Raw genomic sequence first — 14,657 nt, 5'->3', positions numbered from 1 at the left:
GATATAAATGGAAGCATTATTAAACCGTGTAAAAGACACTCGAAATGTATTGCGAAAACATATTCTTGAAACTATATTGAACGAATTTGATGAACAATGTATGAATCTTGATTGCAACAAAAGAAAAATGAAGTACACGAAGATGATGGAAAGTCCATTCCGATTTTTTAGAGGGAGTGCTTACTTATTCTATTATGATATGACAAAAATCCCTTTTTCTTTCCATACAGAAGAGAGTAAACCAACATGGATCCAGGGCGACCTGCATATGGACAATTTTGGTGCCTTTCAAAATGAACAAGGTGAAATTGTGTACGACGTGAATGATTTCGATGAAGGCTACATCGGCTCCTATTTATATGATGTCTTGCGTATGTCGGTAAGTATTGCGTTGTACGCTGAAGCGCAAGGGTTTTCTGATGTCCAACAAAAGAACAGAATTGAAACCTATTTAACGGCTTACTATAAACAATTAAAGCGATTTAAAAAAGGGAAAGATAATCCTCTCACGTTAACCTTCACAGCTAGCAACACAAAAGGGCCGGTTAAAAAGGTGCTGAAAAAACTAGCGAAACGTCAAAGAGACCATCTACTAAATGACATTACACATATTAATGAAGAAAATAAACGAGTGTTTAGTTGGTCAGAAGAGATTGAACCAGTAAGTATTGAGGAACGCACATTGCTAGAGTCTTTGACACAAGCCTATTTTAATTCCCTTGATCACGAAGATAAAAAGGAAATTTCCTATTATACTATTAAAGATATTGCGAGAAAACACGGTACAGGTACGGCCTCAATCGGGTTAGATCGTTATTACCTTTTAATCGAGGGTGAAAAGGATGCACATGGGGTAGATGATTTAGTGTTAGAAGTGAAAGAAGTACGTACGCCAGTTCCTGCCTATTTCTTACCTTATCGTGATGAATTTTGGGCTAAGTATGAACATCAAGGAATGCGCGTAGTAGCTACCCAAAAAGCGATGCACCATTTAGAAGATCCTTATTTAGGGTACTTAACTATTGATGGACGTGAATTTTATGTTCGAGAACGATCACCATATAAAAAGAAAGTAAAAGCGACGCAAATTTTAACGCCGGAAGATTTCGATGCAACGGTTGAAATAATGGGGAAAGTAACAGCAAAAATTCATTCCCGTGCCGATGTAGATACAGAACATGAATTATTCGAACATGAAAGTGAAGAGGAAATATTACTAGCCATAGGAAATGATTTTGACGCGTTTAAAGAACAATTAACATTTGCAGCGATGACATATAAGGAACAAGTGAACCATGACTTTGATCTATTTTGTGAATGGGTTCGAAGCGAGATATTTTAATGAAATTGTAATGGGGATGTCCAGAAAGCACTACACTTTCTGGACGTCCCCTTTTTTCTTTTAGGGAAATTTCAAGCGAGTATAGGACTTTCCCTAATGTTAGCTTTTCTAAAATTCTCTAATAATGGGGGAATGAGATGAAGTTAGTTATTGATTCCCGTACATGCTAATTCATTCGAAAAGAAAGGTGAGACTGATTATGGCACGAAAGAAAATGGGATTGAAATATTTTAAACCAGTCGAGAAATATTCCGGAAATTGGTCTGTTCTCGAAGAAAAGAGTAGAGAATGGGAAAATATGTACCGCCAAAGATGGTCTCATGATAAGGTCGTTCGTACAACCCATGGCGTAAACTGTACAGGTTCTTGTAGTTGGCAAGTATTTGTGAAAAACGGCATTATCACATGGGAAAATCAGCAAACCGATTATCCATCTTGCGGTCCAGATATGCCAGATTTTGAACCTCGAGGATGCCCGCGTGGTGCGACGTTCTCATGGTATGAATATAGCCCACTTCGTATTAAATATCCGTATATGCGTGGGAAGCTATGGAAATTATGGCAAGCAGCCTTACAAGAACATGAAAGCCCAATTGATGCGTGGGCAAGTATTATAGAAGATCCAGAAAAAGCAAAAAGCTATAAAAGCGCTCGTGGTCGTGGAGGATTTGTTCGCGTAAGTTACCAAGATGCGCTGAAGCTAATTAGTGCACAACTTATATATACCATTAAGAAATTTGGTCCAGACCGTATTGCAGGACAAACCCCTATTCCAGCAATGTCGATGATGAGTTATGCAGCGGGGTCTCGTTTTATTACGCTTTTAGGTGGCGAGATGTTAAGTTTCTATGATTGGTATGCGGATTTACCACCTGCTTCACCTCAAATTTGGGGAGAGCAAACAGATGTACCAGTATCGGCAGATTGGTTTAACGCTGGTTACTTAATGATGTGGGGCTCAAACGTACCAATGACTCGTACACCTGACGCGCACTTTATGACGGAGGTTCGCTATAAAGGAACAAAGGTTGTATCTGTTGCGCCAGACTATGCAGAAAGTGTGAAATTTGCGGATAACTGGTTAGCGCCTCATCCCGGAAGTGACGCAGCATTAGCCCAAGCCATGACCCACGTCATCTTAAATGAATTTTATGTGGAACGACAAGAGCAAATGTTTATGAATTATGCAAAGCAATTCACAGATTTACCTTTCATAGTTCTTTTAGATGAACACGAAGGAAAATATAAAAGTGGCCGATTTTTACGTGCGAGTGACTTAGGACAGCAAACTGAAAATGCAGAGTGGAAACCAGTCCTAATGGATGAAACTTCAAAGACGATGGTCATTCCAAATGGGACGATGGGGCAACGTTGGGAAGATGAAAAGAAATGGAACTTAAAATTAGAACAAGAAGATGGTACAAAAATTACTCCGGCTCTTTCGGTTGCCGATTATAACGCGACATGGGAAGAAATTGTTTTCCCTTATTTCGATCCAGCTGGAAATGGCCAATTTAGCCGCCATATCCCTGCAATGAAAATTCAATTAGCAGATGGTACAACAAGATTAGTGGCAACAGTTTATGACCTAATGCTTAGTCAATATGGTGTCAAACGCATTGACAGCGAATTTAATGCAAAAGGATATGATGATGAATCTTCCATCTATACACCAGCTTGGCAAGAAAAAGTAACAGGTGTAAAACAATCCATTGTCGTTCAAATAGCGCGAGAATTTGCACAAAATGCCATCGATACAAATGGCCGTTCCATGATCATTATGGGTGCAGGAATCAACCATTACTTTAATAGTGACACGATTTACCGCGCAATTTTAAATTTAGTTATCCTTACTGGTTGTCAAGGTGTGAACGGTGGTGGCTGGGCCCATTATGTTGGGCAGGAAAAAGTACGACCAATTGAAGGATGGGGAACGGTAGCCTTTGCAAAAGATTGGCAAGGAGCAATTCGTCAGCAAAATACAACATCCTTCTATTACTTCCATACCAATCAATGGAGATACGATGAAGTGGATACGAGATCATTAAAATCTTCACTTGCAGGTGAACTTCGCTATGACCACCCTGCTGATTATAACGTACTAGCAGCGCGGTTAGGATGGTTACCGTCATATCCACAATTTAATAAAAATAGTTTATCCTTTGCCGATGATGTAGCATCAAATGAAAATGCAACAAATGAAGAGATTGTAAAAACTGCTTACGATCAAATTGTTTCAGGGAAAGTGAAATGGGCAATTGAAGATCCCGATGCGCCCGAAAACTCTCCAAAAACATTATTTGTTTGGCGCTCCAACTTAATTTCAAGTTCTGCAAAAGGGCAAGAGTTCTTTATGAAGCATTTGTTAGGGGCGAGTAGTGGCGTTCTTGCAAAAGCGAGTGAAACTTATCGACCAAAAGAAGTAAACTGGCGTGAAGAAGATGTAGAAGGGAAATTAGATTTATTAGTCAATATGGATTTCCGAATGACAACAACGCCTTTATACTCAGATATCGTCCTACCAGCTGCTACTTGGTACGAAAAAACGGATATTTCTTCAACGGATATGCATCCATTTATTAATCCATTTAATCCAGCAGTCGACCCACTATGGGAATCTCGTTCAGACTGGGATGCGTTCCGTTCCATCGCAGAGACATTCTCTAAAATGGCAGAGAAATATTTGCCTGGCGTTTATAAAGATGTTGTCGTGACACCTTTAGCCCATGATTCAAAGGGAGAAATGACGCAACCTTTAGGACTAATTAAAGATTGGCGTAAAGGCGAAGTAGAACCAATCATAGGGAAAACAATGCCGAACATCACAGTTGTTGAAAGGGACTACACAAAAGTTTACGACAAATTTATTACACTTGGTCCATTGCTTGAAAATGCAAAGATTGGTGCTCATGGAATTAGCTATTCTGTAGGTGAAGAATACGAAGACATCAAGAAAATTAATGGTACGCATTATGATGAAACGATAAAAAATGGCCTACCGATTCTATTTACTGCAAGAGAAGCAATTAATGCAGTCCTTCATCTTTCCAGTGCAACAAATGGGAAAGTATCGCAAAAAGCATTTGAAACGGCTGAAAATATTACAGGTGTCCCATTGAAAGATATATCGGCGGAACGAGCTGCAGAAAGAATTACGTTCCAAAATATTACGGTGCAGCCGCGCGAAGTTATTCCGACGCCTGTCTTTACGAGTTCGGATAAATCAGGTCATAAATACTCGCCATTTACCATTAATATTAAACGCGAAGTGCCGTTTCGAACATTGACGGGGCGACAACATTTTTATATTGACCATGAATTATTTAACCAATTAGGTGAGGTATTGCCTGTCTACAAACCTACTCTACCGCCAATGGTCTTCGGGGAAGGTGATAAGGAGGTTGTTGGCGGAAAAGACGCACTAATATTACGTTATTTAACGCCTCATGGTAAGTGGAATATTCATACAACCTACCAAGACAATTTAATTATGCTAACCCTCTTTAGAGGCGGTCCAACAGTATGGATTCACAATGAAGATGCGGATTCACAAGGGATAAAAGATAACGATTGGGTCGAGGTATTTAACCGAAACGGTGTCGTGACAGCAAGAGCCGTAGTCAGTCATCGTATGCCAAAAGGGACAATGTTTATGTATCATGCACAAGATAAACATATCAACGTTCCAGGATCGCAAATTACCGATCTTCGTGGAGGAAGCCATAATGCGCCAACAAGAATTCATGTTAAACCAACTCATATGGTTGGCGGCTATGCGCAATTAAGTTATGGGTTTAACTATTATGGACCAATAGGAAGTAACCGTGATGAATATGTAGCCGTACGAAAAATGAAGGAGGTTAAATGGCATGAAGATTAAAGCACAAGTCGCAATGGTCATGAATTTGGATAAATGTATCGGGTGTCATACATGTAGTATTACATGTAAGACTGCCTGGACCAATCGCCCTGGTGCTGAATATATGTGGTTTAATAACGTCGAAACGAAACCAGGTATTGGCTACCCTAAAAAATGGGAAGACCAAGATATTTATAAAGGTGGCTGGGAGCTTAGAAAAGGGAAGCTGGAATTAAAGTCCGGGACAAAATTAAGTAAAATCTCCCTTGGTAAGATTTTCTATAATCCAGATATGCCAGAGATCAAGGACTTTTATGAGCCATGGACATATGATTATGAAAATTTAACTTTAACATCTGAAGTAAATCACTCTCCGGTTGCGCGGCCGAAATCAGTGGTGACAGGCGACCCTATGGACTTACAATGGGGTCCAAACTGGGATGATGATTTAGCGGGTGGTACGGAAATCGCACCGCAAGATCCAAACCTTAAAAAGATAGAGGAAGAAATTAAATTTAACTTTGAACAAGCGTTTATGGTCTACCTTCCTAGAATTTGCGAGCATTGCTTAAATCCGGGATGTGTCGCTTCGTGTCCATCGGGTGCGATGTACAAACGAGATGAAGATGGAATCGTGCTTGTTGACCAAGAAGCATGCCGTGGCTGGCGCTATTGTACAACGGGGTGCCCTTACAAAAAAGTTTACTTTAACTGGAAAACAAACAAAGCGGAAAAATGTACATTTTGTTATCCACGTATTGAATCCGGGACACCGACCATTTGTAGTGAAACGTGTGTAGGGCGTCTTCGTTATTTAGGGGTATTATTATACGATGCAGACCGCGTTTTAGAAGCAGCATCGACAGAGGATGAAAAGGGGCTATACCAAGCGCATTGTGATCTTTTCTTAGACCCAAATGATCCAGAAGTAATCGAACAAGCTCGAAAAGATGGGATACCAGAAGAGTGGATTGAAGGCGCGCAAAAATCGCCTGTCTATAAGCTAGCCATTGAATATAAATTAGCATTCCCTCTTCATCCAGAATATCGAACGTTGCCAATGGTGTGGTATGTTCCACCATTAAGTCCAATTATGAATTACTTTGAAGGGAAAGATTCGATTAACAATCCTGATTTAATCTTCCCTGCAATCGATGAAATGCGTGTACCAATGGAATATTTAGCAAACTTGTTAACGGCAGGAGATGTACAACCTGTGAAAGAAGCACTTCAAAAAATGGCGATGATGCGTTTGTATATGCGAGCTGTTTCATCCAATAAAGAATTTGATGAAAAACGTTTAGAGCGCGTTGGTTTATCCGCACATCAAATGAAGCAAATGTATCGCCTACTTTCGATTGCAAAATATGACGATCGTTATGTTATCCCGAAATCCCATCGCGAACAGTATGTAGACCCTTATCATGCACAAGGAATTGCCGGTTTTGAAATGGGTAATAACGTGAGCTATGTTGGATCGGAAAATAGTAGCCCAATCAATAATACGCAAATGAACTTTAGCTCAGGTTGCGGGGATGGCTGTGGATGTAGTATCTCACCAGAAAGCACAAATACAGCTCCAATGTTTGCAATGCCGACTGATACTACGACTGCTAGCTCAGGTTGCGGGGATGGCTGTGGATGCAGTATTTCACCAGAAAGTACAAATACGGCTCCAATGTTTGCAATGCCAAATAGTACAATGGCCGCGAGTTCAGGTTGTGGAGACGGTTGTGGATGTGGTGATTCCAAACCAAGTACAAAAACAGCCCCAACTTTAAAAATACCGAATTTAAAAGAAATGATTAAGAAAACAGGTAAACAAATTTATGAAGAAAACTTCTATGGAGGGATCTGGCGTGATTGATTTAGGTAGACTGTATGACTTCAAGCCATCATTTGGATATTTTGCAAAACAATTAAGTTATCCAGAGGACGCTACTTATTATCAAGAGGTGGATGAGTTCTTTTCGCCAAATGACCCTGCGTACAACTATGTATCAAAATATATGAAGGAAATGAAACAAAAGAAACTTCAGGAACTTCAGGAGCTTTACGTTGAAACATTTGATTTTAATGAAAATGCCACACTTTTCATGACGTATTTTAAATTCAAAGATGCAAAAGAGCGTGGTCAAATTTTAGCGAAACTAAAAGTGTTGTATGAAATGTTTGGTCTAGAAATGGCGCAAGAGGAGTTATCCGATTTCCTGCCATTAATATGTGAATTTATGTATGAAGCCGAATGGTTAGGCGACCCTCGTGCAGAAGATAGCTTTTTAATTTTATTTGGAGTATTAGAAGATGGCACATATCACTTGCTTCAAGAGTTAGAAAAATCAAATAGCCCTTATTTCTCCCTCGTGAAGGGGTTAAGGGAAACGTTTAAAGCATGTCTATTAAGGGAGGCACTTGGATGAATACGCTGGACCAATTTTTATGGGTTATCTTCCCATATATATGCATCGTGATCTTTATCCTAGGCCACATTTTTAGATATCGCAATGACCGTTTCAGCTGGACGGCAAAATCCAGTGAATTCTTAGAAAAGAAGCAATTAATGATTGGAAGCATTTTGTTCCATTTAGGGATTATTCCTGTCATCTTAGGACATTTTGTGGGTCTCGTCATTCCAGCATCTTGGATGAGCAGTTTAGGTGTCAATGAGCATCTTTATCATATCGGAGCCGTCTATATCGGAGGATTATTCGGCATGATCACACTTGCCGGAATGCTAATATTAACTTTCCGAAGAATTTCGATAAAATCTGTACGCAAGCTGAGCTCTGCATCCGATATGATTGTCAACGGGCTACTATTATTTATCATCATTTTAGGTGTTTACGCAACGTTTGCAACGAATGCTATGAATCCAGATTTTGATTATCGCTCATCCATTTCGGTATGGTTTCGAAATCTATTCATACTCAATCCAAATGCAGCCTATATGGTAAATGTGCCTTTATCATTCCAATTGCATGTAATAACAGGGTTTTTAATTTTTGCATTTTGGCCATTTACGCGCCTTGTTCATGTGTGGAGTGTGCCATTTAATTACTCTCGAAGAAGTTATATTTTGTATAGAAAAAACGAACGAGTTAGTTAAAAAAGGAAGCGGATCCGTCACGATGAGTGGAGCGGGTCCCTTCTTATTTTTGCTTACAAATTTAGCGAGCGCCAGCAAACTGTGGCTAAGCGCCCGCAAACCGAGGCAAGCGCCCACAAAACCATGCTAAGCGCCCCAAATCAGGTAACCCCACACCCTCCGCTTCATTTTTTAGGTATAGTAGAAGAATTTATGACCTAAACTCACTATAAGCTCCATGAAAAATGTGGATATTCACAATCATAAGGAGATGTTGAGAATTGACGAAATCGGAGAAGGTCCCAAGTAGTTTATTATTTTGTGCCCAACTAAAAAAAGATATAGCGAAACAACTTATTCAAGTGCAGGAAGAAGAGCGAAAAAGAATTTCAAGAACTCTTCATGATAGCGTAACGCAAGATTTATTAGGGTTGCTCGTGGAACTTAGAGTATTGAAATATATGGACGATGCAGAGGAAATGAATAAAAGACTCCAAATTGCTGAACGTAATATAACAAATACCATAGCCAAAATAAAAAATCTTTCTGTCGAATTAAGGGATTCAAATCTAAGCAATGTAGGTATTAAAGAAGCGCTCCAACTACACTTCCAATGGGTGAAAAAGCATTATGGACTTACTATACATTTTCAATCAAACATTGCAGGTAATAGATTTTCAAATGAAATCGAAACCGTCATTTTCCGTATTTGTCAGGAAGCCATATTCAATGCTTATAAATATGCGGGGGTAAGGGAGATATTTGTTGAATTAAACCGAGCAAATGACAGGATTGATCTCAAAATTAAAGACCTTGGTAAAGGATTTAACCCAGTGGAGGAAGTCATGGGTACAGGTCTAGGGATTACTGGCATGGAAGAGCGCGCAGCCATCATTGGTGCAAAATTATCCATATTTTCCTCGATAGGTAATGGAACATTAGTGCAAATGAAGGTTCCGTTAAAAGAGAGGGGTCCAAAGAGTTGATTAAAGTTGTAATTGCAGATGACCATGCAGTTGTACGTGCGGGGTTTGCAAAGATAATTAATTATCAACCGGATATGGAAGTCCTTGAAACGGCAGCGGATGGTCATGAAGCGTATAGTATAGTGGCCAAAACCTCACCTGATATTTTATTGCTCGATGTAAGTATGCCTCCAGGAGAAAATGGATTGATTACAACGGGCAAAATAAGTGAGGACTTTCCGAATACGAAAATACTCATATTAACTATGTTTGACGAAGAAGAATATTTATTTCATGTCTTAAAGAATGGAGCATCGGGATATCTCTTAAAAAATTCAACGGAAGAAGAATTTCTTTCTGCTATTCGCACTGTCTTTCAAGGTGACATCTATATCCATCCTAAAATGGCAACGAGTTTAGTCAGAGAATTTGTGAACCAATATCAAGATGTAAAAAATGTGGATGATCCGTATACGTTACTGACAACACGTGAATTAGAAATATTACCGCTCGTCGCAAAAGGATACGGGAATAAAGAGATTGCAGAGAAATTGTTTATTTCAGTGAAAACTGTTGAAGCCCATAAAGGAAGAATCATGGAAAAATTAAATTTTAAAAGTAAACCAGAACTTGTAGAGTATGCACTTAAGAAAAAGTTGTTAAATTTCTAAACTTTAACAGTGTCTATCGAAGCTTTCGCGAGCGCCTTTCACTTTTCTTTAGGGAATCCTTCTTTATATTAAGGGAGTTCCCTAATAAAAATAAAAAGAAAGATAGGTACACTACACATAGGGAATCAGTAACTTGCTCATTACTTTGAAATGAAAAGGTGAAATATGTGATTAAAAAAATACAGTTACCGTTGCAAACATTGAACTTAGTAGTTGGATTCATGGTGTGGGTGATTATCTCTTCACTTATCTCCTTTATGGGGGAAGATATCAGTATTCCAGCTGATAAATTGGCTATCCTTACCGCCATTCCAGTTATATTAGGATCCATACTACGAATTCCCCTTGGATACTTTGCAGATGTCATTGGTTCAAGGTGGGTATTTTTACTAAGCTTCGTCGCACTACTATTTCCAGTATTTTATATTAGTGAAGCAAACAGTTATACGGATTTAATTATTGGTGGATTGTTTCTAGGGATTGGTGGGGCAGTGTTTTCTGTTGGTGTTACCTCTTTACCAAAGTACTATCCAAAAGAAAAAATGGGCTTTGTCAATGGGATTTACGGGGCGGGGAATATTGGAACCGCCATCACGACATTTTCTGCACCAATCATTGCAAATCAAATTGGTTGGTCTTCTACAATCAAGCTATATCTAATCTTATTACTTCTATTTATTGCGTTAAATTTCTTTTTAGGTGATCGGAAAGAAAAGAGAACGAAAACACCGATTGTGGAACAAATAAAAGGTGTGTACAAAAACGGGAAGCTATGGAATTTCTCGTTGTTTTATTTTATTACGTTTGGTTCATTCGTTGCCTTTACTGTCTATCTCCCGAATTTCTTAGTTTCCAATTTTGGATTAGAAAAAGTAGATGCAGGTATGCGAACAGCTGGATTTATTGTGGTCGCTACATTATTCCGTCCTATTGGTGGTTGGTTAGGTGATAAGTTCAATCCATTATTTTTGTTAATGTTTGTCTTTGCAACCTATACATTATCTGCAATTTTATTAGCCTTTTCCCCGTCTCTACTATTATATACAATTGGCTGTATACTCATTGCGGTCGTAGCCGGAATTGGAAATGGTGTTATCTTTAAGTTGGTACCGTTTTACTTTAATAAACAAGCTGGGATTGTAAATGGTATTGTTTCTATGATGGGTGGACTAGGTGGATTTTTCCCACCGATTCTATTAGCATCGATCTTCTCTATTACAGGGCAATATTCAATTGGATTTATGCTTCTCTCATCGGTTTCGTTAGCAAGTCTTGTTATTGTCGTGAGTATGTATTATCAAGATCGCCTTCGCATGTCGCAAGAAGTCTTTAATTCGACTGCACAAGGAATTCTAGTAACCGAAACCTCTGGGAAAATCAAAACAGTCAATCCGGCCTTTACGAAATTAACGGGCTATACAAAAGATGAGGTTATTGGAGAAACGCCAAGAATTTTAAAAACAAACCGTCAAAGTAAAGAATTTTATGATGCCATGTGGAAAAGTATAAAAGAAACAGGCATGTGGCAAGGTGAAATTTGGAATAAACGAAAAAGTGGCGAAGAGTATCTGGAATGGCTCACAATCAGTGCTGTAAAGGATGAAACCGGCGATGTTGTCCGATATGTTGGAACATTTTCTGATATAACGGAAGAAAATAAAAATGGATAATCTAAAGGGCTTAATCAATTGTTGTATTGACAAGGATTAAGCCCTAATCTGATTATTTTAAAACGTCATGGTCAACATAACGTTCACCATTTAATTCACTAATTAAGTTAATGGCAACTTTTGCTCCGTCACCAGCTGTAATGATTGTATGTACACTAAATCCTGCACAAGTTCCTGTTGCCCAAACACCTTCAACATTTGTTTTACCAGCTGCATCGACATCAAAAATTGTTTTAACACGTGGTTCTGTACCTGGTTTTGTTGCAAGGCCTAAGCTATCCGCTAAATCAGTTAAGAAACCAGTAGCTAAAATGATTTGTTTTGCTTCAAATTCACCGTTTTCAGTAGCTAATGTAAACCCTTCAGCATGCTTTGTAATGGAAGTCACCTTAGTTTCTGCAACTTCTGCACCGAAATGCTTTGCTTGATTTAAACCAACTGCTACAAGATCTGGTCCCGTAATTTCGACAACACCGTAATGGTTATAAAGAAGAGCGCGTTTTGTTACACCTTGATCACTATCGATAATAATCGTTTTTTTACCAGCTTTAGCAGTGTAAATCGCAGCACTACCTCCAGCAGGACCTCCACCAATAATTGCCATCATACATAAATAAATTCCTCCTTTCGTTCCTATTAGTCTATCAAAGTCTTGGAACATGTACCAAAAGAGTGCCTCACTGAATTGTACGAGTACCTGGCACCATTTCTGCACATACTACTAAAAAGGAGTGTAGATAAATGAAAAAAGATTGGGAATCATTACCGGATAAGAAAATGGCTTTTGCAGATTTACCATATACCGATAAACCAGACATGGTGAACTCTGAGAACATAAGCCTTTTTGATTTACATGAAGATATGCAGACAGTAGACGCTATTGCGGTTGAAGAGTTAAATAAACGGGTAAAAGCGGAAGATGATGAATTGATCACAGAGGTATTCAGAAAAGAATCACCTGATGAAAAAAAACATAATTAATATAATTTACAAGGTATTAACGTAAGCTACATAATCTGAGCATGTTAATACCTTTTTTTAATCAAAAGTTCATAAAATTACTTAAAAATACATAAATTTTAATCACTTCTTAACAATTTTATTATAAAATGGAAATAAATGCGTACCTATTTAAGAGGAGGATTTCCATTGTTCGGTAACCGTAGAAAACTGCAAAACTATGAATATTTTTCTAACACCAATCAATCCGACATTAATACAAATGAACGATTTAAAGAAAAATTAGACTTTCTTGCTCTAACCCAAATTCGCAGAGATTCTACACTTTGTTTAAGTGAAATCTATGAAGAGAACCGCGAATATATAATGGACATGTTTTATAAAAAGTTGTTAGATATTCCAAAGTTTCATCATATTATCAATACGTATTCATCCGTAGAGCGATTAAAAGTAACGTTAAATCGCCACTTTGTTAGTTTATTTGAAGATGATTTAACTATTGATTATGTTTTTAAGCGTCGTAAAATTGCCTATACCCATGCAAGAATCGGTGTTTTACCAAACTGGATGATCTCAGCTTACACACTAATTAATCAATTATTCATCCCTTTAATCGTTAAAAAACTTGGGAACGACCAAGTAAAGATGCTAGACGTGTTACTAACCTATGATAGTTTAGTAACAATTGATATTCAGATTATTACTGAGACTTATATAGAAATACAAGGTGGTTCTGTTGTTAATGGTCTTGGGGAAATCATTGAATACAATACGCAACTTGATCAAATTAAAGAGCTTGTACAATTCCAGGATGTCCAACAACAAGACGTAATATTAGCAAGTGATGCGATGCAAGAATTAGATGCAAGTATTGAAGAAATTGCCGCTTCTGTTGGAGATGTTGCCAGTCAAACACAACACGCATTAAAAGCTTTAAACAAAGATTTAGATTCATTGCAGCATGTAACGACAATTTTACAAAAGACTGATGTTGGTCAACAAAAAGTACAACAAGATGTGAAACGCTTAGTAGACCGAGTAGATAGCGTTGCAAAATTGATGAGCTTAATTCAAGAAATTGCAGATCAAACAAATTTATTAGCATTAAATGCATCCATCGAAGCTGCTCGAGCAGGAGAGACAGGAAAAGGGTTTGCAGTTGTTGCAGAAGAAGTACGAAAATTAGCAGATGATACAAAACATAGTGTTCAATCCATCAATGAAGATATTAGAGAATTATTAAATATAACAAGTGAAATCGATACACAAATCAAACAATCAGCCAATGAACTCCATGGAAGTGTAAGTGATGCGGCTCACGTTACGAAAACATTAACGGAATTAAATAAAGCGATACAACTACAAGGCGAGCGATTTGAGGAAATTGCAACAACGGCAAGACTACAAGCGGAATCATCGGCCGCCATTTCCGAACGAAACAAAAACATTGCAGAGAGTACTAAGCGAAGTAAAGCGATTACCTTCGAAGTGGGTTCTGCTATTTATCAATTAAGTAAAATGATTGATGATTATCGAACAACTACGATTTCTAAAAACTTTATAATTAGTCAAGAGGATATAATCGAAGTTGCAATAACAGACCACCTCTTATGGCGATGGAAAATATATAACTTATTACTAGGGTTTGAAAAAATGACAAGCCGTGATATCGGTTCACCACAAGACTCGAGATTAGGTGAATGGTATTATGGGAAAGGTCGAGAACTATTAGGAAAAGAACGAATATTCCAGGAGTTAGAAAGCTATCATAAAAAAGTGTATGAAGTTGCTAAAAAAGCAGTGGAAGCACACGAGAACGGTAAAAATGATGTAGCAGAACACTACATGGAAGAAGTATCGAAAGTATCGAATGTCGTAATTGGAAACTTAAAAGAGCTTCAGCAATTATTAATAGATCGAAAACTACAATATAATTAACGTCAAAAACTTGATTAAGATATTATTCTTGATCAAGTTTTTCTACTTTATACAATTAATATTCTAGAAAATGTACAAATATTTCTTTACTAATATATTGATTGTTCATAATTGGGTTGTTAAAATAGAGGTATATTTTTCTGAAAATTCTATATTCTGATAGGGGA

General features: G+C 37.9%; 11 protein-coding genes. 10 read left to right on the top strand and 1 reads right to left on the bottom strand.

What is annotated here, in order from left to right; all coding sequences use genetic code 11:
• Window positions 1-7: 7 nt before the first annotated feature.
• From EK386_RS12200 to EK386_RS12165, 8 genes are all read left to right on the top strand, one after another.
• Entirely contained in the window at window positions 8-1,342 is a 1,335-nt protein-coding gene (locus EK386_RS12200) for a DUF2252 domain-containing protein (RefSeq protein ID WP_126659449.1), read from the top strand.
• A gap of 199 nt (window positions 1,343-1,541) precedes the next feature.
• A complete protein-coding gene (locus EK386_RS12195) occupies window positions 1,542-5,222 on the top strand; it encodes a nitrate reductase subunit alpha (protein ID WP_126659448.1) in 3,681 nt (1,226 codons plus the stop codon).
• The gene (narH, locus tag EK386_RS12190; RefSeq protein WP_342774258.1) at window positions 5,212-7,068 is read left to right on the top strand and encodes a nitrate reductase subunit beta; all 1,857 of its coding nucleotides are present in this window, start codon (window positions 5,212-5,214) and stop codon (window positions 7,066-7,068) included. The genes EK386_RS12195 and narH overlap by 11 nt, the downstream gene beginning before the upstream one ends.
• Entirely contained in the window at window positions 7,061-7,621 is a 561-nt protein-coding gene (gene narJ, locus EK386_RS12185; RefSeq protein ID WP_126659447.1) for a nitrate reductase molybdenum cofactor assembly chaperone, read from the top strand. The genes narH and narJ overlap by 8 nt, the downstream gene beginning before the upstream one ends.
• Window positions 7,618-8,307 carry a respiratory nitrate reductase subunit gamma gene (gene narI / locus EK386_RS12180; RefSeq protein ID WP_126659446.1) on the top strand — a complete coding sequence of 230 codons (690 nt, stop codon included), beginning with the start codon at window positions 7,618-7,620 and terminating at the stop codon, window positions 8,305-8,307. The genes narJ and narI overlap by 4 nt, the downstream gene beginning before the upstream one ends.
• Window positions 8,308-8,567: 260 nt before the next feature.
• The gene (locus EK386_RS12175; RefSeq protein ID WP_126659445.1) at window positions 8,568-9,272 is read left to right on the top strand and encodes a sensor histidine kinase; all 705 of its coding nucleotides are present in this window, start codon (window positions 8,568-8,570) and stop codon (window positions 9,270-9,272) included.
• Window positions 9,269-9,922 carry a response regulator gene (locus tag EK386_RS12170; RefSeq protein WP_179966033.1) on the top strand — a complete coding sequence of 218 codons (654 nt, stop codon included), beginning with the start codon at window positions 9,269-9,271 and terminating at the stop codon, window positions 9,920-9,922. Before EK386_RS12175 ends, EK386_RS12170 begins: the two co-directional genes overlap by 4 nt.
• A gap of 167 nt (window positions 9,923-10,089) precedes the next feature.
• Window positions 10,090-11,592, top strand: a complete 1,503-nt coding sequence (locus tag EK386_RS12165; RefSeq protein WP_246027658.1) for a nitrate/nitrite transporter — start codon at window positions 10,090-10,092, stop codon at window positions 11,590-11,592.
• A gap of 52 nt (window positions 11,593-11,644) precedes the next feature.
• On the opposite strand, the gene EK386_RS12160 is transcribed toward EK386_RS12165, so the two are convergent.
• Window positions 11,645-12,199, bottom strand: a complete 555-nt coding sequence (locus EK386_RS12160) for an FAD-dependent oxidoreductase (RefSeq protein WP_246027657.1) — start codon at window positions 12,197-12,199, stop codon at window positions 11,645-11,647.
• A 134-nt stretch (window positions 12,200-12,333) separates the two neighbouring features.
• Here EK386_RS12160 and EK386_RS12155 point away from each other — a divergent pair, with 134 nt between their 5' ends.
• Together EK386_RS12155 and EK386_RS12150 are read left to right on the top strand one after the other, a co-directional pair.
• Entirely contained in the window at window positions 12,334-12,573 is a 240-nt protein-coding gene (locus EK386_RS12155) for a YczO family protein (RefSeq protein ID WP_126659443.1), read from the top strand.
• A gap of 168 nt (window positions 12,574-12,741) precedes the next feature.
• Complete coding sequence (locus tag EK386_RS12150) at window positions 12,742-14,490, top strand: methyl-accepting chemotaxis protein (protein ID WP_126659442.1); 1,749 nt, start codon at window positions 12,742-12,744, stop codon at window positions 14,488-14,490.
• Window positions 14,491-14,657 lie beyond the last annotated feature (167 nt).

It is taken from the genome of Lysinibacillus antri, assembly GCF_003977595.1.
Lineage (GTDB): Bacteria > Bacillota > Bacilli > Bacillales_A > Planococcaceae > Ureibacillus > Ureibacillus antri.
This window is presented reverse-complemented; position numbering and strand designations above follow the sequence as displayed.